Here is a 22,844-nt window from a genome sequence, read left to right on the forward strand (position 1 = left end):
CCGCGTACTGGCGCATTGTCCAGAAACGGCCGCGGTACATGGTAGGCTGGACCCCGCGGGTGAACGGGTATTGGCCAGGTAGTCCCAGGTCCCGGTCATAGTCCAGGTCCGCTACATCGGCTGGGGTATACAGCCGTTTCACCGGCAGGCCAGAACCAGTGACAAACTCTTCTTGCCGTTCTTTGTTTTTGGCCAGAACTTTACTCAATGGGCCGGTCGCCCAGTCCGCGAGCTTTTGTTCAATTTGTTTGATTTTTTCTCGGTCAAACATTAAGCTTGCCTCCCTTAACTTATAAAATGGCATACTTATTACCTGGTACTATTAATTGCTCCTAATAAGAATTACTACTGTCTTTTATCTTAACTCCGACATTATGGAGATGCAACCACTTTTTGGCAGTTCTGATTTTGATTAGTAGTAATCATCCCCAATATTTCATGGTTTCATGCTGCCATGCTGCATGAAACGAATATGCCAGGACAGAGCCTCGTTGAGCAGATGCGGCGTGTGGGCACCAACCTCCCGTTCAGCCCGATCCAGGTAATCCAGCAACATTGGCCGGTAATCAGGATGGGCGCAGTTGTTAATAATTACCCGTGCTCTTTCCCGCGGACTGAGGTTGCGTAAATCTGCCACTCCCTGCTCAGTAATGATCACGTGTACATCATGTTCCGTGTGGTCGACATGGGAGACCATCGGGACAATCGAAGAAATTGCCCCATCTTTAGCAATAGATTCAGTAGCAAAAATGGACAGGTAGGCATTACGGGTAAAATCACCGGACCCGCCGATCCCATTCATCATCCGGCTTCCCATGATGTGGGTTGAATTGACGTTCCCGTAAATATCCACCTCAATCGCAGTATTCATACTGATCGAGCCAATACGGCGGGCAATTTCCGGGTTATTACTAATTTCCTGCGGCCGGAGAATGATTTTCTCTCGATAGTGATTAATGTTGTTATAAAACCGGACCAATCCTTCTGCCGATGGTGTCAAGGAAGTGCCCGAAGCAATTCTAATCTTACCTGCATCGATCAGGTCAAAAACAGAGTCCTGAATGACTTCTGAATAAAAATCAAGATTTTCAAATGAGGAATCAACCAAGCCAGCTAGAATGGCATTAGCCACGCTGCCAACACCCGATTGCAATGGCAATAAATTTTTCGGTAAACGTCCCTTACGGACTTCGAATTGGAAGAATTCGATCAAGTTGTTAGCCATACGTTTGCTAATCTCATCAACTGGGGCTAAGGGTCTGACCCGGTCCTTAATATCGGTAATCACAATCGCAGCGATCTTCTCTGGGGAACACGGAATGTACGGAGTTCCGATGCGGTCCGCTGCTTTTTTTAGCGGAATAGGAAGACGGTGCGGAGGATCGGCTGGAATATAAATATCGTGCATTCCCTCTAATTCTAACGGTTGGCTGATGTTCACTTCCACGATGACCATTTCTGCCTGTTGAACGTAGGAAGGAGTATTACCTACCGAGGTAGTGGGGATAAGATACCCTTCCTGTGTAATTAACGCTGCCTCAACAATAGCCACATCAATCTTACCAAAGAAACCATACCGGGTCTGTTGGGCCACATGGCTCAAGTGCAGATCCGTATACATAACCTCACCAGCATTGATGGCTTTACGTAAAGATTCATTGGTTTGGTACGGTAAACGACGGTTGATCACGCCAGCTCTGGTCAAAGCCCCATCTAACTCGTCGCCGACCGAGGCACCAGTCAAAAGGTTAATCTTAATCCTCTCGCCACCCTCCGCTCGCTTCGCCAGAGCCAAAGGAACCGCCTTCGGATAACCTGAAGGAGTAAAGCCACTCGTCGCCACATTCATCCCGTCTTTAATCAGCCTAGCTGCTTCCTCAGCAGAAATGATCTTACTGCGTAGGGATTGGTTGTGAATTCTTTCATTGCTCATATCATATCTCCCCCCAAACACTCACAATAACATTTGACATTACATAACTCTAACAACAACCAGCCGTAACTCCTGAGTTCTAACTGAATTTCCCATCTTGCCGCACTGAGTTCATCCCTTGTCCTTACTTTATTGGATCACCCCCTACCTTCTGAAAACTATTCGTCCTGAGATAACAAAAACTTAGCTTGCGCCAAGCTTCAGCGCAGGCAAAAGTCAAGTGGCACTTATGTCAATCAAAATTTATATTTTCTGATTGAAAAAAAATCCCGGCCTGGGTAAATCAAGTACGTCAAAAGTACTAATGATTTATCCCTAGCCGGGTTCTACCTACTTTTACAAAAGGATGATGCTCCCGTCCAAGATACAAAAAACCCGGCTTCAGCCTGATATACCTTCGGTATATTAAGCCCTCGCCGGGTTCTACTTACTTTTACACGAGAGACAGTCCTCTGCCATAAGTAGAATGGCATAACTCTATATCATTATCTTATCTTATATTTATATTATAGCATTTCTACATCCATTTTCAACTTCCTGCTAAGATAATCTTATTTTTTCATAGATATTTTTTCTGGAAAAGCATTTTCAAAGCGAAATGTTTTGCTCCTTACGAAAACCCAAAATGGCTGCTCTGTATAAATATTTAACACAGATGGCAGACATATCCTAATTAATTTAGCCTACATTCATGTAAATTTTTTCATTATTAGTTATAAAAATTGAAGGAATTATATCAGTCGCGTCGAATCTAAATCAAAATTATAGTGCTTTTGAGGCCCAGAATTTTGCGGCAACCAAGTAAAATAACCAATAACAAAACCAAGAAGGAGTGAATATTTTGAATGTTGGAAATCCCAGTGAAAACATTATAATTAACGAAAAATGGTGCAAAGGCTGCCGCATCTGTATAGATTTTTGCCCCAAAGACGTGCTGGTGCTGCGGCAGGACAAAGCCTATCCAGCACAGCCTGAGGCGTGCACCTTCTGCGGTCTTTGCGAATTACGTTGCCCCGACTTTGCGATCACGTTGAGGAGGAACAACAAGTGAACAGCGCCAAATTATTACAAGGGAATGAGGCCTGCGTGCTAGGCGCTCTAGCCGCTGGCATGCGTTTCTACGCTGGCTATCCGATTACTCCCTCCACGGAAATTGCCGAGGCTTGTGCGAAAGAACTACCGCGCGTGGGGGGGAAATTCATTCAGATGGAAGATGAGATTGGCAGTATGGCTGCGGTGATCGGAGCTTCGCTGGCCGGCCTCAAGGCAATGACCGCCACCAGCGGGCCGGGGTTCTCCCTCAAGCAAGAAAACCTGGGTTTCGCCGCCGTAGCTGAAGTACCGTGTGTTGTGGTTAATGTTATGCGGGGCGGTCCCAGTACCGGTTTACCAACATCGCCATCACAAGGAGATGTGATGCAGGCACGCTGGGGAACACATGGTGACCACCCGATCATCGCTCTTTCCCCCGCTTCGGTGAAGGAAACGTACGATTTAACGATTCGGGCCTTTAACCTCAGCGAAAAATACCGCACCCCAGTTATTTTGTTAATGGACGAAGTAATTGGCCATATGCGGGAAAGAGTAGCCTTACCATCAGCAGACGAAATCGAGATCATCAACCGAACTAAGCCGCAACAAGCGGAAAAGGGTAAATACCTGCCGTATGATGCCGATCCGGAAGGTGGCGTACCGCCGATGGCCGTTTACGGTGAAGGTTTTCATTTCCATGTCACCGGGTTGCTCCACGACCGTTCGGGCTTTCCTACTTCCGACCCCAAAGTGTCCAGCGCCCTGTTAAACCGGCTGGCCAAAAAAATTGAGCTCAATCGTGCTGACATTGTCCAATACGTCACGGATTCACTGGAAGACGCCGAACTGGCGATTATTGCTTACGGGGCAACTGCCCGTTCCGCGATGCGGGCGATGCGGCAGGCACGGGAGCAAGGAATCAGGGTTGGACTCTTCCGGCCATTAACCATCTGGCCATTCCCGGTGGAAGCCGTGCGGCAGCTGGCTTCCCGGGTTAAGGCGATCCTGGTACCGGAAATGAACCTCGGTCAGCTGGTCTTAGAAGTAGAGCGGGTGGTTGCTGGACAGACCAGGGTCATCGGCCTTTCCGACGTGTCGGGCGAGCTGTTTAAACCAGAAGACATTCTAACCCGCATTCAGGAGGTGAGTCAGGATGCCCGAAATGCTTAGTTACTTTCGCCTGGATAAGATGCCGCACATCTGGTGTCCTGGTTGCGGGCACGGTATTATTCTCGGAGCAGTAATTCGAGCAGTTGATGCACTCGACCTCGACCGCGACCGAGTGGTGTTTGTCTCCGGGATCGGCTGCTCATCCCGGGCGACCGGTTACCTTAATTTTGACACTCTGCACACCACCCACGGACGCGCCCTAGCTTTCGCCACTGGAGTCAAGTTGGCCAAACCTGAGTTAGAGGTAATCGTCCTCACTGGTGACGGGGACAGTGCTGCAATTGGCGGAAACCACCTTATTCACGCCGCCCGGCGGAACATTAACCTGACTACCATCGTTTTTAACAACAGTATTTACGGCATGACCAGTGGTCAGTCGTCACCACTGACACCCCAATCCAGTTTTGCCACCACTGCTCCATATGGGAACGTGGAACGAAACTTTGACCTGTGTGAATTAGCCATTGCTGCCGGCGCCACCTACGTTGCTCGGGGCACTGCTTACCATACCAAGCTATTGATCGATTTAATTAAAAAAGGCATTCAAAACAAGGGATTTTCTTTGATTGAAGCGGTTAGCCAGTGCCCTACCTATTATGGACGAAAAAACAAACAGGGTTCAGCCGTCGATATGCTGCGCTGGCAAAAAGAGCATGCGGTACCACTGCAGTTAGTCAAACAAAAAGGGAAAGAAAATTTCCCGGACAAATTCGTAATTGGTGAACTCTTTGCTACCCCAGCCCCTGAGTTCACCCAGGAGTATACCAAGATTATCGAAAAAGCACAAGGAGTAAAGCAGAGCTATGAGTAGAACAGAAATCCGTTTAAGTGGTTCAGGCGGCCAGGGGTTAATTCTGGCCGGTATTATCCTGGCGGAAGCGGCTATCCTGGATGGGAAAAACGCCGTTCAAACGCAATCGTATGGGCCGGAAGCTCGCGGGGGCGCCAGTCGGGCTGAGGTAATCATCAGCAACGATGAAATCGATTATCCAAAGGTAATCTCTCCCGATTTGCTGCTGGCTTTAACTAATCAGGCCTGTCAAAAATTTTTACCGTCCCTTAAAACGGACGGCATCCTGATTATTGATTCATCCATTCCCACCCCGGTCACATCCGCCAGGGTCTATTCCTTGCCCATTATTGAGACCGCAGAAAAAAAAGTTGGCCGCCAGGGGGTAGCCAATATCGTCGCGCTGGGAGTGATCACCGCTTTAACCGAGATCGCTTCCCCAGAATCGATTGAACAGGCGGTGCTTCAGCGCGTCCCCCAAGGAACAGAGGCTCTTAACCGTCAAGCGCTTGCCTGCGGGAAACAACTGGTAAGCAGGTAAATACAATTTAACGGCACTAACAAAGGCGGCCAGAAATACTTGGCCGCCTTGAAATATAATTCCGCGTGCTAGCGGAACCGCTTACAGACAATCAACAACGTAAGCAAGACCAGAGACAAAAGCAACCCGATTGAACCCAAAACATCAAGGCCCCTGGTCAGAGCCGTAACCTGAATACGCAATACCGCTACTGTTAAGACCTTAAACAGAATCATCATCATGATAAATGTTCTCAGCCGGGGTACCACCTCGGGGTCAGTAAACACATCAATAATCCGTTCAATCACAGTTTTTCCTCCTTGAATAAATTTCTCCGTTCACGGTCAACCGGCAACCAGACGGTTACCGTTGACCCCCGCCCCATTTCAGAGTTGATATCAATCCATCCCCCGTAATTATCGATGATCCGTGATGAGATCGTGAGCCCAAGACCCGTTCCAGTTTCTTTGGTAGTAAAGAACGGATCAAAGATCTTTTTCAGCAAAACTTTGGGAATTCCTGCTCCAGTATCGGTAAAACTAATTTCAATTAAATTCGACAGAAAGTGGTGTTTGGTCTTAATTGTGAGGCGCCCATCTTCACCCATCGCTTCAAAGGCGTTCTTAATGATATTGAAAAAAACCTGTCGGATGTGACTGGGATCAACAGTAATCTCCGGCATGTTCTCGTCTAAAACCTGCTCTACCGTACATCCCCTCATGAGGGCCTCATTTTCTAACAAAAGGGAAACTTCCCAAAGAAGTTTATTAACATTCACCTTCTGCAGATGGGGAGCTTGCGGCTTGGCCAGTAATAAAAAATCGGTAATAATTTTATTGACCCGGTCAATCTCCGCGATGATTATCTGAAGATACTCTTTTTCCATCAAATCATCACTAAAGCGTTTCTCCAGGAGTTGAATAAAACCCCGGGCAGCCGTCAACGGGTTGCGAATCTCATGCGCCATGCCGGCAGCTAACTCCCCAACTGCCGCCAGCTTCTCTGCCTGCCGAACCTGATCCTCTCGGCGGCGTTCATCATTGCGTCGAATCTTTTCGATAAAAGCGATGATCACCAGCACCAGCAAAAACAGGATAAATGAGTTAATAGTAAACCTGCGGTGGGCACTGTAATAAACCTCGGAAGCCGGCTGAGAAACCAGCACCCCCAAAGTGGTATTCGGCACTGGTTTATAAGAACACAGGTAAACTTTGTGATCGCTCTGATTTTCATATTCCACGGTCCCTGCTTCACCCGCTAAAAGCGCCTGCACATGTGGGTAACCAGACAAATCCTCCGGCCAATCAGTTGGGCCTGTGGTTACAATCACGTGCCCGGTCTTATCCAGGATCGTAATATATCCCTGGCTGCCTACTTTAACGCTGGACAGTTGTCGGGTTAAATCCTGGAGGGCAATACTGGCATTGAGCGCTCCAATGATCTGCCGGTTCGGGCTTCCTTCAGGTTGGTTAAAGATCGGTACAGCTACGACGATAACCAACTCACCGCTGATCCGTCCAAGTACCTTTTTAGAAACCGCTGGTCGACCAGTTTGCATCACTTCAATAAAGTAATCCCGGTCAGCCATATTGACCCGCCTGTCCTTAGCCAACCGCTGGCTGATAACCACATCCCCCTCACGGTTGGTGATAAAGATGTCATGGTAGCCGGGATATGTTCGATAAAAAGTTTTCAATATTTCCTTGGTGGCCTCAGCATCATTCCGCATGATCGGATCCAGGGCAGCCAGAGAAGAAAAAAGCAAATGGGAGCGTGAAATAAAGTTCTCCAGATAGACAGAAATGGCATCAGCCATCTCAAAATTGGTTTGTCGAATCCGCTCTTTTTCCAGTTCCACGGCTCCCTGGATCAGATAAAAACCTAAAGCGCTAACCAAGCAAATGATTAGCGCGATGCTGACAATCTGGGTTAAAGCATGTTTTTTACCAAACACTACCGTCACCTCAATCAGCAAGCAATCCGAAGCTGGAACCGCTATCCTTCGAAAATCTGACTGCATCCACAAAGAACTGTTTGACTTATATTTGCATATTCTATCTTCATACGACAATTTCCTGCTCCTGACAGAAAAGAAATATCTTTGTAACCAATATGATTTGTAGCAAAGGCAGCAAATATTTCCAGCTAATCTGTGATTCTAACCTGACGATTTTTATGGTATGGATGCAAGATAGAATCCAGCAGTTCTAAGCTGGCATCAAAAACCACGGTCGCGCTGTGCATAAAATCATTCTTGAGAAAATAACGCAGGTCCAAAAAATTGACAATGTGCTTGTCCTCACTTTGCGTATAAAAAACATGCACAAATGGAGAAAAAGAACAAAACATTTGCCCCAGCTTAGTTTGTTTCGCCAGATTAATAACCTGGTTTTCGTTTTGCCGTTTTAACCGGCGGCGGGTCTCCCAGTGCCGCGGCAGCCAGCGACAATAGCCGACAATTTGTTCTTCGGCCGTCTCTATAATAAAATCCCAACACAGTAGCCCAAGTTGTGAAGGAAAGACGGCAATCTTCGCCCCCGGAGCATATGCTTGCTTCAGGGCTGTCCGAACCATCTCCCGCATCACCACCCGGAACCCGACATAACCCAGCACCAGGCCACTTACTGACCTGACCGATAACCAGGAACCCCAAAGTCCGCCTAAAAGCAGTCCAGTAATTACCGGATCAAACAATGTCAATAGTCCACAGGAAAACTTTCGGCGTTTAAATGGCCAGAGGATTTGCGCCCCGTATGAATTCAGCACATCAATTACCAGATGAGACAAACACCCAAGAAATGTCCAAAGAAGTAAGACGTGAATTGGGGTAAAATTATAGGCTTGATGCAAAAACAGGCCGGCTGAGACTGACAATAAGCTCAATCCGACCAGTGAATGGGAAAAGCCGCGGTGATGTTTCAGGTATAACACATCACCACCCAGTTGAAAAACAATATCGGCGTCTGGCAGCAAAGACCCCACTATTGAGGCTACCGTCGCTGGGTTGAGCCAAGACGAAGAAGAGCCAGAAAAATTGGCGATGGTGATCCCAACCAGGACGTGAGTAACTGGATCCATTTCATTGTAACCCCTTCCCACACCAGCCTTGAGTCCATTCTTAGTGTAAGCTGGAGTGTCCGGGAAATCCACCGGTAAATTTTACCCCTCACTCAGCTCGCGCAACCGCTGGATGTCAGCTGGGACCCCTTCAAAAGGAGTTTCCAGAATAAATGGCAATTTACGAAGTAAAGGATGGTGAAGCAAACGGGTAAACCCCTCGGCCCCGATCATCCCTTCCCCAATATGGGCATGGCGATCCACGCGGGAACCCAGCTGTCCCTGACTGTCATTGGCATGCACAAGGCGAACACGCGACCAGCCAACAGTTTGCTCAAGCTGTGCACTAAACTCATCAAACCCTTCAGGCGAGGAGAGATCGTAACCAAAGGCAAAGGCGTGGCAAGTATCCAGACATAAACCGACCGAGGCGGGAACATGCTCCATAATGACCTGCAGTTCCTCTAAGCTACCGCCAATTTCCGTACCTTTACCGGAAATATTTTCGAGCAAGAGTTGAGTTTCTCCCGCAAATCTGGTTAACACTGTATTGATCAGCTTAATTAGCCTTTGTTGCCCTTCTTCACGGGTGCTCGTAGTGTAGGCCCCCGGATGTAAAACCAGAAAATGGGCCCCTAATTGGTCTGCTCGATTCAGGTCCTCTAAAACCAGGTCTTCAGCTAAATGATACAGTTGTTCACTTGGCGAGGCCGGATTGACAATATAAGGGATATGTACCACCAGGGTCTGGAGTGATGAAGCCTGGACCGCTTGCTGGAATTGTTGAGCCTCAGCTCGGCCGAACTGCCGAACCCGTCCCCCGCGAGGACTCCTGGAAAAAAACTGGACGGCTTCCAGTCTAAGCGCGTTAGCCAGATTAACCATTTGTTCCAGGCCACCACTCATCGGCAGGTGGGCACCAATCTTTACGTTCTGCGACAAAATCTTCACCCCACTCACATCAATATCCTGATTATTCATAAAACCACACTTTCAGTTTATTACTTCCCTTGACAAGCCATAAACCGATAAACTATATTTGACTTAGAATAATTCTTATTATTGGTTATTTGGAGGGACTTTCATGGCCATTTGGAAATGCAAAAGTTGCGGTGAAGAAAAAGAGGCCCGTTGCAAACCCAAAAAGTGCCCGACCTGCAATGCTCAAGATAAGGACCAATTTGTTAAAACTGAACCAAAAAAATAATTAGAACCCTATATGCTATTATTTACCACAAAGCAGAACCTGACAACACGCACCTGTCGGCAATCAGGTGTTTTTTCTTCAACTCAGCCTCCAGCCCCCTCTTTTTATAAGCCACCCGAGTAAGCCTGCCCGGATCAGCCAGTCAGTCACCGTCACCAGCCAAACAAAAACTAACCCCAACCTCAGCACCTTGACAATTAAGTAAAACAGCGGTAACCGAAACAACCAAACGCCAAAGGCTGAAACCAACATGACGGTACGAGTCGCCCCCGCACCCCGCAGCGCCCCACCTAGTACCATCGCCAGGGCTAAAGACGGCTGCTCGAAAGCAGCGATTTGGATACATACCCGGCTTAAAGCCGTTACCGCCGGTTCCTTAGTAAAACCAGCCACCAACCAATCCGGTACTAACAAAAATAGTAAAGAAAAGCCACTCATCAATAATGTTGCGAGTTTCGCCGTTTCCCAGGCGTTTTTTTCCGCCTCATCCGGTCGGCCGGCCCCCAGGTTCTGCCCGACCAATGTTCCAGCCGCAATGGCAAAACCATAGCCCGGCATAAAAGAAAGGGATTCGATTCGTGTGGTCACCTGGTGCGCGGCAAAGGCAACTGTGCCCAGTTGCACAAGAAGATAACTACTCACCATTGCCCCAAAGCTGTAAACCGCTTCTTCCATCCCAGCAGGTAAACCAATCCTGATAATGCATCTGATTGCTCCCGGGTTTAAGCGAGTTAAGAACTCTTTTTTCAAAATTAAGCAGAACCGCCCCGAAAACAATACCCATAGGACCAAACCACAGCCGACTAACTGAGCACCCGCAGTAGCCACAGCCGCCCCGGTCGCCCCCCAGGCGGGAAACCCAAACTTGCCAAAGATTAAGACGTAGTCACCAATAATAATAATTAAATTAGTCATTGCCGCAATGTACATTGGTGTTCGGGTATCTCCCGCACCACGGAGCAGGTTATTGGCGGTAAAAAGAACCAACATAAAACCAGCAGTGAGGCCGACTGTTCGGAGATAGGCCACGCTTATTCGGGCTGCGTCCGCTTCCAGTCTGAAGGCCCTGATGATGAGCTCAGCGCCAAATACAGTGATCAGCGTCACAGCCAGGCCGACTAGCGCGGTCAACAAAATGATTTGACCGGCCAACCGACCAGCCTTTTCCGCCTCCCCTGCCCCCACATGACGAATGACCAGGGCAGTCGCCCCGATACCAATGCCCTCCAGGATAAAGATTGTGGAAAAATACAGTTGACTACTTAGACCTACCGCCGCTAAGGGAACAGCCCCTAACTGGCCAACCATGGCCGTATCAACAATTCCCACCATCGTGTAAAGAATCATTTCCAGAATTGCTGGCCAGGCCAAACTGAGAATTCGTCGCTGGCGTACTGATAATCCCCATATCTCAGTCACCTGGTTCACCTCACCATCTACTCATTCGTCACTAGTATAATCACCTTTGGGTTATGGAGCAAGTTTTCCCCTGAAAAGCCGAAAAAGGCATGTAGCTCAAACAAAAACTACCCGGACGATGATTAAACACCCGGGTAGCCTTAAGGCAAATTTTTGTAACAACCACTAACTAGTGAGGCTTTCGGTATTTTTGCAGAACCTTGGGCAGAGCATCCACCGCCAACTGACCATGCACATCATCGTCAATAGTTACAACTGGCGCCAAGCCACAGGCCCCAACACAGCGCGTGGCTCGGAGCATAAATAATCCGTCCTCCGAGGTTTGGTTCACATTCACCTGTAATTCCCGCTTAAATGCCTCCAGGATTTCTTGGGCTCCTTTAACATAACAGGCCGTTCCCAGACAAACACTGATCATATGCTTGCCTTTGGGCCAGGTAGTAAACAATGAGTAAAAACTGACTACGCCGCAAATTTCACTAAGTGGAATATTCAGTTTTTCGGCTAGATAGCATTGGACATCTTCGGAAATGTAGCCAAAAGTCTCCTGGGTCTTCTGCAGCATCCTGATCAAGAGACCTGGATCACTGTCGTACCGGGCAATAATCTCATCCAGTGTTCGATACAGTTCTTGCTGGGATTGCAAATCCTCGCTCATTAATGCGACCACCTTTCTTCCCCATTTAATCTTAGCATTTATTAGCTTGTCGATTAGCCGAATAGTTAATTCAAGTAAAAAATATGTATAGTTACTATTACCTGATCTGCCAAATAGATTCCCAAACTGTTGAAGGGAAGACTTGGACATCCGCCTTAATGACAGTCGGATGTTCACGTAGATAGCGAACCAGAGCAGGGATGATTACACTTTCTGTCCTGGCGTGGCCGGCGTCGATTACGGTCAGACCTAGACTGACAGCCTCTCGAGCTTCATGATACTTAATGTCCCCGGTAATCAAAACATCGGCTCCTTTCCCAACAGCCGACTGGATCAAAGAGCCGCCACTACCCCCACAAACCGCTACCCTTGATATGTTTCGCTCAGTTGGGCCGATAACTACTACCTGCTCTATTTCCAACCGCTGTTTAACAAGGTTAATCAAGCCCTCCACAGAAAGCGGTTCCATCAGCTTACCGATCCGGCCCAAGCCAAATCTCCGCCCCTGATTAAGAAGGGGATAAACGTCGTAAGCCACCTCTTCATAAGGATGGGCCTTGAGCATGGCCGAAATCACCCGGTGACAACGTTTTGCCGGGACAATCGTCTCCAAGCGAAATTCCTCGACTTTTTCCAAATGCCCGACCCGTCCGATAAACGGATTAGCCCCAGCCAGCGGTCGAAAAGTACCTTCACCTAAGGTTTGAAAGGTGCAGTCTGAATAGTTGCCAATCCAACCAGCACCGGCCCGGCCCATTGCCTCCCGCACCACGTCTTCGTGTCCACGCGGCACAAAAACCACGATTTTGCACAGCTCCTCACTACCGGAAACCTGCAATGGCTCAGCTTCCGTAAGGCCAAGCAGTTCAGCCAGGACGGTGTTTACCCCGCCATCTACCACATCCAGATTGGTGTGACTGGTGTAGACCATTACCCCGTGTTGGATTAAGGTTTGCACGAGCTGCCCCAGGGGTTGATCATAGCGCAAATTTCTTAACGGGCGAAACAACAGGGGATGATGGGTAATAATCAGTTGAGCGCCAAGTTCCACCGCCTCCTTAACCACCAGGGGGCTAAGATCAAGCGCCACCAGCACCCGACTGACCTCCTGATTGGGGTTTCCCAACTGCAGGCCAATGTTGTCCCACTCTTCAGCCCAGGTCGGGGGAGCCAGTTCTTCCAGCAGGCTGATTATGGCCTGACATCGAAGTGACATCCAGCAACATCCTCCTCATTCGCTCAATGTGTTGACTTATTTCGTCTTGTTTATTCACTGCCCTGTGAGTGCGGCCACGGGTTAACTCTATCTTCACCTTTTCCAAATGTTCAATCTGACGTTGCAAATATTTAGCGAGCAAGGGGTCCTTTTTACGCCACAACACTGGGCCAATTTCTAAAAGTAGTTCGTCATCAATGGATTGCTGCCCACGTTCGGCCACAATAATTACATACAGAAAGTCGTCTTCCGCAACCAACTGCTCGTCAATAATTTGCCAACCGTTAGTCAACAACCACTGGCGCAGGGTTTTGGCCCCCACCATTGGTTGCAGGATCAGCCGCTTGACTCCTTGCAAAGCCGGTGCTGATTTACCCAGGATCTGCTGGATGGTTGTGCCCCCCATCCCGGCGATCACAACGGTATTCACCTCGCCTGGCCTTAAGATCGTTAAGCCGTCCCCCTGCCGAACACTGATCCGTCCGCTCAATCCGTGTTCTTCTACAGTCTTCAGGGCAGACAGATACGGCAGCTGGTTCACCTCACTGGCCACTATCCGGGGACAAATCCCCGCCGTAACCAGGTAAACTGGCAAATAGGCGTGATCGGTCCCAATGTCGGCTACAATGCTGCCGGGCTCAACATAGCGAGCCACCGCGGCTAATCTTTCGCTCAACAAACCCATAGTACGCCCCCTGCATGGTAGTTTTAGAAAACCTCTATCCCTATTTTACCACAAAGCCCAGGGATAAAAACAATCAAGCCCTGCCGTATCAGGCAAGGCTTCAATTTTGTGGTGGGCGATGACAGGATCGAACTGCCGACCCCCTGCTTGTAAGGCAGGTGCTCTCCCAGCTGAGCTAATCGCCCCTGGTGACCCGTAGGGGATTCGAACCCCTGTTGCCGGCGTGAAAGGCCGGTGTCTTAACCACTTGACCAACGGGCCAATTTATTAATTAAAAAATATGGTGGGCCCACCTGGGATCGAACCAGGGACCAACCGGTTATGAGCCGGTGGCTCTACCGCTGAGCTATAGGCCCATAAACACCAGGGCAAGATAATGATAAGGGTGGCTCCCCGAGCAGGATTCGAACCTGCAACCTACCGGTTAACAGCCGGTTGCTCTACCGTTGAGCTATCGAGGAACGCCCAATGACAAAGCCAATTATACGATAGATTGGTCGCGTAAGTCAATATAAGAAAAAGCGAGCTAACTTGTTCTGGGGGGAGTTAGCCGATGAAACCTCCGAATATTTCGGTTTTTTACTCGGATGCGCGGCCGGCTAACTACTCCAGATAGTCTTTCAATTTTTTACTGCGGCTAGGATGGCGCAGTTTACGCAATGCCTTGGCTTCGATTTGTCGGATTCTCTCCCGGGTCACGCCAAACTCTTGCCCTACCTCTTCCAGGGTGCGGGCCCGCCCGTCGTCAAGACCAAACCGGAGGCGCAGAACTTTCTCCTCCCGCGGCGTCAAGGTTTCCAGTACTTCTTCTAACTGTTCCTTGAGGAGAATAAACGAAGCAGCTTCAGCGGGTGCCGGTGCGTCTTCATCCTCAATAAAATCACCCAGGTGACTATCTTCTTCCTCACCAATGGGAGTTTCCAGGGACACGGGTTCCTGGGCAATCTTCATAATCTCCCGGACACGTTCAACTGGAATATCCATTTCTTTCGCGATCTCTTCCGGAGTTGGCTCCCGACCCAACTCCTGGAGGAGCTGACGCGAGACCCGAATCAGCTTATTTATCGTCTCTACCATATGCACTGGAATTCGGATCGTCCGGGCCTGGTCCGCGATTGCCCGTGTTATGGCCTGACGGATCCACCAGGTCGCGTAGGTGCTAAATTTATAACCTTTACGGTAGTCGAATTTTTCTACGGCCTTGATCAGTCCCAGGTTGCCTTCCTGGATCAAATCGAGAAAAAGCATTCCCCGTCCCACGTAACGCTTAGCGATACTCACCACTAAACGCAAATTGGCTTCGGCCAGACGCCGTTTGGCTTCTTCATCACCTTTTTCCATGCGTTTAGCCAGCTCGATCTCTTCTTCCGCGGTCAGCAGTGGTACCCGGCCAATTTCCTTGAGGTACATCCTGACCGGGTCATCGATTCCTATTCCTTCAGGAACGGAGAGGTCAACTTCAACATCTTCAGTGTGGGCTTCACCATCGGTGTTTTCCAGGGCTTCAATTTCCCCCGCTTCCGGTACGACTTCGATCCCCATCCCGCTCAGATGTTCGTATATCTCATCGATTTGTTCAGCCGTTAGCTCAATGCCCTGCAGAGCATCCATAATTTCACGGTAGGTTAAAACACCTCGCTTTTTCCCACGCTGGATCAAGCTCTTAACGGCTTCGATCTTCAACTGTTCAACCTTCATACCTCTTCCCCCCTTCCTGAAGACACAATGAATATCAATTCGAGTTATTTGACTTTATGCTCCCGTAGGAGCGCCTGATACTCACTCATGAGGTTTTTCGCTTCCGTTGTTTCCGCCAAACCTGCCTCACTTAGCGTGATAATTTGTTGCCTTAACTGCTCAATTCGTTGTTGACCCCGATAGCGCTTAATAGTTTTGATATAATCATCAAGCAATCGTTCCCGCTGTTCTACATCAGCTGGACAATCATGAAAGCAGATTTCTGTAAGTAAGGATTGACAGGCGGGGTCATCCAGTTCATCAATTACCCGGGCGAGGCCCTCACGATTATACACCCGGTTAGCCAGGTAGTTTCTGAGATGAGCCCAAATCTTCTGTAAATATTCATCAGTAAACAAATCTGGCCCTAATTCTGCTTCAGCCTTTGGCCAAACTGAACAGTCCTCCAAAATCATTTGTAACAACTTCCGTTCGGCCATCAAATGAGCCGGCCGGTTGATCCGTTCGGCAAGCTTACTTTTCCCCAGCAGCGGATTGGTTAATGCGCGCACTTCAATTTTATTATGTCTAAATTGTGCATTTCTATCCCAATTGGTGCCAGTTTTGCGCGTTTTTCCTAAGTATTTACGAAAATCAGCTACAATGGCCTCTTCGCTAATATCCACTGTTCTGGCCAGGAGTCGAATATATTCCTGCTGTTCGATCTCCGAATTAACCTGGGCCAAGTCGGGTAGTAATTCCTCCACTACCGCGACTTTGCCGGTGACGTTACCCCAATCGTATCGCTCACAGGCCCGCCTGAGTTTATATGCAAAGAACCCCTGGGTCCATTTCCGCAATGCGTTTTGGAAGGCCTCCCGGCCGTGCTTCTGAATGAATTCGTCGGGGTCTTTTCCATCAGGTAAGGTTAAGACTTTAACCCGGGCACCCTGACTGCGTAAAATTTCAATCCCCCGCATGGTCGCAGCTACACCCGCTTGATCGGTATCATAGGCTAAAATAACTTCAGGGCTGTACCGCACCAGCAACCGAGCCTGGGTCTCCGTTAGGGCCGTTCCCAGCGAGCCAACTACATTGGTTATACCGAACTGGTGAGCCGTGATCACGTCCAGGTAACCCTCAACCAGGATCGCCTGTTGGCTATGCTGAATACTGGTTCGTGCCATGTGTAATCCGTACAGGTGGTCACCTTTGGAAAAGAATCGGGACTCCGCCGAATTTAGGTATTTGGGTTCACCGCTTTCCAGAATTCGACCACCAAAGCCAACGATTTTTCCCATGTAATTATAAATCGGGAACATCAGCCGGCCCCGGAAGCGGTCGTAATAACCGCCGCCCCCACCGCGGGCCACAATCAAACCAGCCTGCGCCAACTCCTGAGCCGAAAACCCCTGGTTTAACAGGTGACGTAACAAAGCATCCCATGCTGGTAACGAAAAACCTAATTGAAAGCGCTTAATACTTTCCTCATTGATCCCACGCCGGGTTAAATAGTCTCGGGCTACTTGCCCTTCAGGTGATACAAGCAACAATTCGTGATAAAAGGCTGCAGCTGCCGCCTGCATTCGCCAAAACTTCTGCTTTTCGCTGTATTCCCGCTGCCTGGTTGGGCTGTTCTCTTTGGAATTGAGTTCGACGCCCACTCGCTCGGCCAGGACAGCGGCAGCTTCCCAAAAAGTTAAACCATCTTTTTTCTGGATAAAATTAATCGCGTTGCCGCCAGTCTGACAGCCAAAACAATAAAACAACTGTTTATCCGGCGATACAGTAAATGAGGGAGTATCTTCAAGGTGAAAAGGACATCGTCCCCAGTAATCTTTTCCCTTTTTTCTTAAGACAACATATTCTGAGATCAGGTCGACTATGTCGGTTCTGGTGTAGATTTCGGCAAGAATCTCATTCTGGCTGTACTTACTCACCTTAACCACCTAGTCTTCCTCTGATCTTGTATCCATAATTTTCGCTAGATCTTTGTAAATTCCTGCTGGTCACCAAGGATTAACAGCAATTATCCTGAAAGTAATATATTCGCTACCCTGATATTATTTCCTCCCTCGATTCGACATTCTTTTACCCAATTTATGTCGGGAGAGGGGCGTTTTTGTAGTTTGTACCAATTTTAGAATATTATTCCTTAAGGCGCTGGATGAAATGGACTGGGAACAAAGAAAGACTCAAAGGTATTGATCGCAAAGCGGTCAGTCATGCTGGCGACATAATCAACCACCGTCTGCTGAAGTCCCCAGCGTTCAATCCGCTCAATATACTCAGGGGGCAGCTTTTCTGGCCGACGGGTGAAAAATTCATACAGTTTTTCTATAATAAATTGGGCTTTTTTCCGTTCTTCTTCCAGAAATGGCGATAGATAAACCTGTTCAAACATAAAGTCCCTCAGCCCGTTCATCGCCTCCAGTACTGGTTGGCTCATGCGGATTTCTGGTTGATTCATACTGGAAGTAATGATATCAGCCACCATCGTGGTGATCATTTGGCTGTGGGTTTTCCCCAGGATCTGAACGTGCTCCTGGGGAAGATCATTGATCGAAATCAACCCCGCCCGGATACTATCATCAATATCGTGACAGATATAGCCGATGCGGTCACAGATTTTTAAAACCTGACTTTCTAAGGTCGCCGGCACTGTATCTCCCGTGTGATGAAGAATGCCATCGCGGACTTCCCACGTCAGATTTAACCCTTCACCCTGTTTTTCAATACAGTCAACCACCCGGAGGCTCTGTTCGTTATGTTTAAAATGACCGATGATTTCCTGTAAGGCATACTCCCCGGAATGACCAAAGGGCGTATGCCCGACATCATGGGCCATCGCCACGGCTTCGATCAAGTCCTCATTGAGCCCGAGGGCTCTCCCAATCGTGCGGGAAATTTGAGATACTTCCAGAGTATGCGTCAGGCGAGTCCGGTAGTGGTCCCCGGAAGGAGCGATAAACACCTGGGTCTTATGCTTTAAACGTCGAAAAGCCTTCGAGTGAATAATACGGTCGCGATCACGTTGATAGACAGTGCGGAACGGACATTGGGGTTCTTCCCGCTGCCTCCCTTTTGAGTTCCGGCTGCGCGCCGCCCAGGGGGAAAGTCGAGCCATTTCGTGTTCTTCCAGAACTTCACGAATTGTCGGCATGCTCCAAACCTCCTGCCCGTAAACACTCTGTAATAAATACTACGCATCGGTATAATCTTCCTGCCATAAAGAATAAGCTGGGCGGACGGCCAGACCTGATATAATCTCGGGGATTCAGGGCCCACCGCTCGCCCACGCTCTAGATTATTGAATCCTGATTCAATTGATTAGACGGCTCTCAACTCCGCGGGAAGCGGATCGCTGCCTGGGCGGCCGCTAATCGGGCAATCGGCACCCGGAATGGTGAACAACTCACGAAATCCAAACCAATCTGATGGCAAAACTCAATTGAATTAGGTTCACCGCCGTGTTCACCACAAATCCCAATGCTCAAGCCCGGTTTAGTCTGGCGGCCCAGTTCTACCGCAATTTTCATCAGTTTGCCAACTCCTTCGCGGTCCAGGACCACGAAGGGACTTTCCGGCAGGATTTTACTTTCAATGTACTTGGGAATAAATTTCCCTTCGGCATCGTCCCGGCTAAAGCCAAAGGTGGTCTGGGTCAAATCATTCGTGCCAAAGGAGAAAAATTCTGCCTCTTTGGCGATCTCATCAGCCACCACGCAGGCCCGCGGAAGTTCAATCATCGTGCCCACGAAGTAGGTAAATTCAACCCCCCGTTCTTTCTTAATCTCCTCAGCAATTCTTATCGTCTGCTGCCGCAGGAAGGCCAATTCTTTCGCGTGCATCACTAACGGGATCTCTACCTCGGGAATAACATGATAGCCCTCTTCCACCAGATCAGCCACGGCCAGGAAAATGGCCCGCACCTGCATGGCGTAGATCTCGGGAAAGGTGATCCCTAAACGGCACCCCCGATGTCCCAGCATCGGGTTAAACTCTGACAAAGCACGGACCTTACGGAGGAGGTTTTCCTTGCTGGCAATCTCCAGGGGATCACCACCCGTCATTTTGAGCCTGGTCAGCTCCATCAGCAGTTCTTCACTATTCGGTAAAAACTCGTGCAGCGGAGGATCTAAAAGTCGAATTGTTACCGGCAAGCCCTCCATAGCCTTCAGAATCCCGTAGAAATCACTCCGTTGGAAAGGCAACAACTTATCCAGCGCTGCCTGCCGCTCAGCCTGGGTTTCCGCCAGGATCATGTCTTGAACAATTGGTAAGCGGTCTTGACCCATAAACATGTGCTCCGTTCGACACAAACCAATCCCCTGGGCCCCGAATTCTCTGGCTTTCCGTGCATCCTCCGGCGTATCCGCGTTCGCCCTTACCTTTAAAGCGCTCAATTCGTCAGCCCACTGCAAGATCTGCTGAAACTCGGGACTCAACTCGGGATCGATCATCGGTACCTCGCCCAAAATCACCTGACCGGTACCACCGTCAATGGAGATCACATCCCCCGCCCGGATATCCAGGTCATTGACCCTGAACAACTGAGCAGCATAATCGATGCGAATCGACTCACAGCCGCAGATACAAGGTTTACCCATGCCCCGGGCCACCACCGCGGCATGACTGGTCATTCCCCCGCGACTGGTCAGCACCCCCTGGGCCATCACAATCCCGTGGATATCATCAGGCGTGGTCTCATTTCGCACCAGGATGACCTTTTCCCCGCTTTGGCCCCGTTTCTCCGCCTCATCAGCGTCGAAAACCACCTGACCAGAAGCAGCCCCTGGTGAAGCAGGGAGCCCCTTCGCGATCACATTTAACCGGGCGGTCGGATCAATCCGCCGGTGTAGCAGTTGATTAAGCTGGCCGGGTTCAACCCGCAGGATTGCCTCTTCTTTGGAGAGCAGGCCCTCTTTCACCATATCCACCGCGATCCGAATGGCCGCACTGGCCGTGCGCATACCGTTGCGGGTCTGTAACATGTATAGCCGGTTTTTTTCCACCGTAAATTCAATGTCCTGCATGTCCCGGTAGTGCTGCTCTAAAATGCGGGCCGTCTCAACCAGTTGCTGGTAAACCGCGGGCATTTCTTCCGCCAGACTGGTGATCGGTTGGGGTGTCCGGATCCCGGCCACAACATCCTCACCCTGGGCATTGATTAAAAACTCGCCATATATCATTGGTTCACCGGTAGAAGGATTCCGGGTAAAGGCTACCCCTGTGCCACAGTCATTACCCAGATTCCCAAAAACCATTGCTTGCACATTAACAGCCGTACCCAGGTCGTCGGAGATCTTGTTAATCTTCCGGTAATAGATGGCCCGGTCATTATTCCAGGAACTAAAAACCGCCCGAACGGCCATCAAGAGTTGTTCCTCCGGGTCCTGCGGAAACTCCTGTCCGGTAGCTTTTTTGACCAGCTTCTTATATTCTTCCACGATCTTCCGCAGCTGAATAGCTGGGAGTTGATAATCAAACTTCAAACCACTTGCCTCTTTGCATTGGCTTAAGATCTGCTCAAACTTGTAGTGTTCTACTCCCATGACTACATCAGCGAACATCTGAATGAAACGGCGGTAACAGTCGTAGGCAAACCGTTCGTCCTGCGCCGCCCGGGCCAGGCCCTGCACCGTTTGGTCATTCAGGCCAAGATTTAAAATTGTGTCCATCATGCCAGGCATAGAAATCGCTGCTCCAGAACGAACCGAGACGAGCAGCGGGTTATCGGGGTCACCAAATTTCTTGCCAGTCTTTGCCTCCACAACACACATTTTTTCTTTGAGTTGCTCGACCAAGCCAGCTGGGAACTGTTGTCCAGCCGCGTAAAACTCGTTACAGGCCTCGGTCGTGATCGTTAAACCTGGGGGTACTGGAAGACCGATATTCGTCATCTCCGCCAGGTTGGCTCCTTTACCCCCGAGCAGTAAGCGCATATCGGCCCGGCCCTCTTCGAAGAGATAAACATATTTTTTACCCACCGTACCTTTCCCCCTTGTAATAGATTTCTAATATCTTCGCCGCTGTTTCTTCTACGGCTTTATTAGTTACGTCAATCACTGGACAGCCCAGCCGCTTCATTAATTTAGCCGCGTAGTCTAACTCCTGTTCAATCCTTTCTAAGCTGGCATAGTTAGCACTAGAAGTCAGCCCCAGCGTCTTCAAGCGCTCCTGGCGAATTTCATTAAGCAATTGGGGCTTTATGGTCAGGCCAATGATCTTGTTCGGGGGTAATTTGAATAATTCTTCGGGTGGAGCTACCTCTGGCACCAGGGGCACATTGGCCACTTTCAAGCGCTTATTCGCCAGATACATCGACAACGGAGTCTTGGATGTCCGCGAAACCCCAATTAAAACTATGTCTGCCAGCGCCAGACCACGGGGGTCCTTACCGTCATCGTAGCGAACAGCAAATTCGATCGCTTCCACCCGGTGGAAATACATTTCATCCAGTTGGCGTAATAAACCCGGTTTCAGCTTCGGCGGCAACTGACTGATTTTCCCGATCGCGTCAATGGCTGGCCCCAAAATGTCTACTGCCGGAATATTCCTTTCTTTGACTAGCTTTTCCAGTGCTTGTTTCAGTTCCGGCACCACCACCGTATAAATGATCGCACAGTTACACCCTTGCACCTCCGCAATGATTTCTTCTAAGTGTTTCTCATCACTCACGTAAGGAACCCGTCGAATTTCAAACTTACCCGAATCAAACTGACTGGCAGCGGCGCGGGCCACCACCTCAGCGGTATCTCCAATCGAATCGGAGATGATGTAAATAACTGGCACCTCTGCGGCCATCTCGTCCCTCCTAGCCCTGTCCGACCAATTCTACGAATAGCCGGGTAATATTGGTTTTGGTAAGCCGGCCAACTATTTCTAGTCTTTCCTTACCGTTGCTGTCAATGTAAGTGCGTACTACCGGCATGCTGTCGATCTCGTGGTCGATCAGCTTCTTGGCCGCCGTAAAGACGGTATCATCTGGCGTAACTGTTATGATATTTGGCATGCGGGTCATGACTACGCCAATTGGGATGCGGTGAATATCCACCTGACCCAGGGTGTTTTTTAACAGGTCCTTACGGGAAACCACCCCTTCTAAGAAGCCCTCTTCCCCCACTACAAACAAGCTGCCAACGTCCTCCAAAAAGAGAGTAACGATGGCATCGTAAATGGTGTCATCCTCGCGCACCACCACCGGGCGAGACTTGACATCCTTCACCCGAATCTGCGACAGGCGCTCCCCTACCAGGGAGTTGATCGTCCGCTCGTTATAGAAATAGCCTACTCGGGGCCGGGCCTCCAGAATCCCGGACATGGTCAGGACGGTCAAATCGGGGCGCAGAGCCGCCCGCGTCACTCGCAAACGGTCAGCAATTTGCTCCCCAGTAATCGGCGCATTGTTTTTGACGATCTCGATGATCTTCTCCTGTCGTTCGGTAAGTTCGATGAAGCACACCCCCTATAATCTCAG

Annotated in this window: 21 protein-coding genes and 4 tRNA genes; 5 read left to right on the plus strand and 20 right to left on the minus strand. The window is 49.4% G+C overall.

Translation table 11 applies throughout. The features are described 5' to 3' along the window. Together HPY81_05025 and HPY81_05030 are read right to left on the minus strand one after the other, a co-directional pair. Positions 1-271, minus strand: a 271-nt coding sequence (locus tag HPY81_05025) for a methylmalonyl-CoA mutase (GenBank protein NPV26819.1), incomplete at its 3' end; no start/stop codon positions are given. Positions 272-436: 165 nt separating this feature from the next. Continuing rightward, positions 437-1,933, minus strand: a complete 1,497-nt coding sequence (locus HPY81_05030; GenBank protein NPV26820.1) for an acetyl-CoA hydrolase/transferase family protein — start codon at positions 1,931-1,933, stop codon at positions 437-439. 841 nt (positions 1,934-2,774) lie between these two features. On the opposite strand from HPY81_05030, the gene HPY81_05035 reads away from it, so the two are divergent. From HPY81_05035 to HPY81_05050, 4 genes are read left to right on the plus strand one after another with little or no spacing between them, the layout of a single operon-like run. Beyond that, positions 2,775-2,984 (plus strand): 4Fe-4S binding protein, encoded by a 210-nt coding sequence (locus HPY81_05035; protein NPV26821.1) that lies wholly within the window; start codon positions 2,775-2,777, stop codon positions 2,982-2,984. Next, positions 2,981-4,135 (plus strand): 2-oxoacid:acceptor oxidoreductase subunit alpha, encoded by a 1,155-nt coding sequence (locus tag HPY81_05040; GenBank protein ID NPV26822.1) that lies wholly within the window; start codon positions 2,981-2,983, stop codon positions 4,133-4,135. Before HPY81_05035 ends, HPY81_05040 begins: the two co-directional genes overlap by 4 nt. Further along, the gene (locus HPY81_05045; protein NPV26823.1) at positions 4,119-4,946 is read left to right on the plus strand and encodes a 2-oxoacid:ferredoxin oxidoreductase subunit beta; all 828 of its coding nucleotides are present in this window, start codon (positions 4,119-4,121) and stop codon (positions 4,944-4,946) included. The genes HPY81_05040 and HPY81_05045 overlap by 17 nt, the downstream gene beginning before the upstream one ends. Continuing rightward, positions 4,939-5,466, plus strand: coding sequence for a 2-oxoacid:ferredoxin oxidoreductase subunit gamma (locus HPY81_05050; protein ID NPV26824.1), 528 nt, complete (start codon positions 4,939-4,941; stop codon positions 5,464-5,466). The genes HPY81_05045 and HPY81_05050 overlap by 8 nt, the downstream gene beginning before the upstream one ends. 68 nt (positions 5,467-5,534) lie before the next feature. Here HPY81_05050 and HPY81_05055 read toward each other — a convergent pair whose 3' ends face one another. The 4 genes from HPY81_05055 to HPY81_05070 form a co-directional block, all read right to left on the minus strand. After that, positions 5,535-5,753, minus strand: a complete 219-nt coding sequence (locus HPY81_05055) for a hypothetical protein (protein ID NPV26825.1) — start codon at positions 5,751-5,753, stop codon at positions 5,535-5,537. Then, positions 5,750-7,465 carry a hypothetical protein gene (locus HPY81_05060; GenBank protein NPV26826.1) on the minus strand — a complete coding sequence of 572 codons (1,716 nt, stop codon included), beginning with the start codon at positions 7,463-7,465 and terminating at the stop codon, positions 5,750-5,752. Before HPY81_05060 ends, HPY81_05055 begins: the two co-directional genes overlap by 4 nt. Positions 7,466-7,590: 125 nt before the next feature. Then, the gene (locus tag HPY81_05065; GenBank protein ID NPV26827.1) at positions 7,591-8,523 is read right to left on the minus strand and encodes a metal-dependent hydrolase; all 933 of its coding nucleotides are present in this window, start codon (positions 8,521-8,523) and stop codon (positions 7,591-7,593) included. Between the two features lie 81 nt (positions 8,524-8,604). Then, positions 8,605-9,483 carry a deoxyribonuclease IV gene (locus HPY81_05070; GenBank protein NPV26828.1) on the minus strand — a complete coding sequence of 293 codons (879 nt, stop codon included), beginning with the start codon at positions 9,481-9,483 and terminating at the stop codon, positions 8,605-8,607. A 103-nt stretch (positions 9,484-9,586) separates the two neighbouring features. Here HPY81_05070 and HPY81_05075 point away from each other — a divergent pair, with 103 nt between their 5' ends. Continuing rightward, on the plus strand, positions 9,587-9,709 hold the full coding sequence (locus tag HPY81_05075) for a rubredoxin (GenBank protein NPV26829.1): 123 nt from the start codon (positions 9,587-9,589) through the stop codon (positions 9,707-9,709). 78 nt (positions 9,710-9,787) lie between these two features. On the opposite strand, the gene HPY81_05080 is transcribed toward HPY81_05075, so the two are convergent. The 14 genes from HPY81_05080 to HPY81_05145 form a co-directional block, all read right to left on the minus strand. Next, the gene (locus HPY81_05080; GenBank protein ID NPV26830.1) at positions 9,788-11,128 is read right to left on the minus strand and encodes an MATE family efflux transporter; all 1,341 of its coding nucleotides are present in this window, start codon (positions 11,126-11,128) and stop codon (positions 9,788-9,790) included. Between the two features lie 169 nt (positions 11,129-11,297). Then, positions 11,298-11,786: an NAD(P)H-dependent oxidoreductase subunit E gene (locus tag HPY81_05085; GenBank protein NPV26831.1), complete on the minus strand. Its 489-nt coding sequence runs from the start codon at positions 11,784-11,786 to the stop codon at positions 11,298-11,300. A gap of 97 nt (positions 11,787-11,883) precedes the next feature. Next, positions 11,884-13,002: a Nif3-like dinuclear metal center hexameric protein gene (locus HPY81_05090; GenBank protein ID NPV26832.1), complete on the minus strand. Its 1,119-nt coding sequence runs from the start codon at positions 13,000-13,002 to the stop codon at positions 11,884-11,886. Then, positions 12,938-13,687, minus strand: coding sequence for an SAM-dependent methyltransferase (locus tag HPY81_05095; protein ID NPV26833.1), 750 nt, complete (start codon positions 13,685-13,687; stop codon positions 12,938-12,940). The genes HPY81_05090 and HPY81_05095 overlap by 65 nt, the downstream gene beginning before the upstream one ends. A 109-nt stretch (positions 13,688-13,796) precedes the next feature. Then, positions 13,797-13,872, minus strand: a tRNA-Val gene (locus HPY81_05100). Between the two features lies 1 nt (position 13,873). Next, positions 13,874-13,948 (minus strand) — tRNA-Glu (locus tag HPY81_05105). A 20-nt stretch (positions 13,949-13,968) separates the two neighbouring features. Next, positions 13,969-14,043: transfer RNA gene (locus HPY81_05110), tRNA-Ile, on the minus strand. Between the two features lie 30 nt (positions 14,044-14,073). Beyond that, positions 14,074-14,148: transfer RNA gene (locus HPY81_05115), tRNA-Asn, on the minus strand. A 142-nt stretch (positions 14,149-14,290) separates the two neighbouring features. Then, on the minus strand, positions 14,291-15,385 hold the full coding sequence (rpoD, locus tag HPY81_05120) for an RNA polymerase sigma factor RpoD (protein ID NPV26834.1): 1,095 nt from the start codon (positions 15,383-15,385) through the stop codon (positions 14,291-14,293). A gap of 44 nt (positions 15,386-15,429) precedes the next feature. After that, a complete protein-coding gene (locus HPY81_05125) occupies positions 15,430-17,304 on the minus strand; it encodes a DNA primase (protein NPV26835.1) in 1,875 nt (624 codons plus the stop codon). A gap of 215 nt (positions 17,305-17,519) precedes the next feature. After that, positions 17,520-18,527 (minus strand): deoxyguanosinetriphosphate triphosphohydrolase, encoded by a 1,008-nt coding sequence (locus HPY81_05130; protein ID NPV26836.1) that lies wholly within the window; start codon positions 18,525-18,527, stop codon positions 17,520-17,522. A 178-nt stretch (positions 18,528-18,705) separates the two neighbouring features. Next, the gene (locus tag HPY81_05135) at positions 18,706-21,309 is read right to left on the minus strand and encodes a pyruvate, phosphate dikinase (protein NPV26837.1); all 2,604 of its coding nucleotides are present in this window, start codon (positions 21,307-21,309) and stop codon (positions 18,706-18,708) included. A gap of 37 nt (positions 21,310-21,346) precedes the next feature. Then, the gene (locus HPY81_05140) at positions 21,347-22,171 is read right to left on the minus strand and encodes a kinase/pyrophosphorylase (protein NPV26838.1); all 825 of its coding nucleotides are present in this window, start codon (positions 22,169-22,171) and stop codon (positions 21,347-21,349) included. A gap of 10 nt (positions 22,172-22,181) precedes the next feature. Continuing rightward, positions 22,182-22,820 (minus strand): helix-turn-helix transcriptional regulator, encoded by a 639-nt coding sequence (locus tag HPY81_05145; GenBank protein ID NPV26839.1) that lies wholly within the window; start codon positions 22,818-22,820, stop codon positions 22,182-22,184. Between the last annotated feature and the right edge of the window lie 24 nt (positions 22,821-22,844).

The sequence above is a fragment of the Bacillota bacterium genome (assembly GCA_013178045.1).
Classification (GTDB): domain Bacteria; phylum Bacillota; class Ch66; order Ch66; family Ch66; genus Ch66.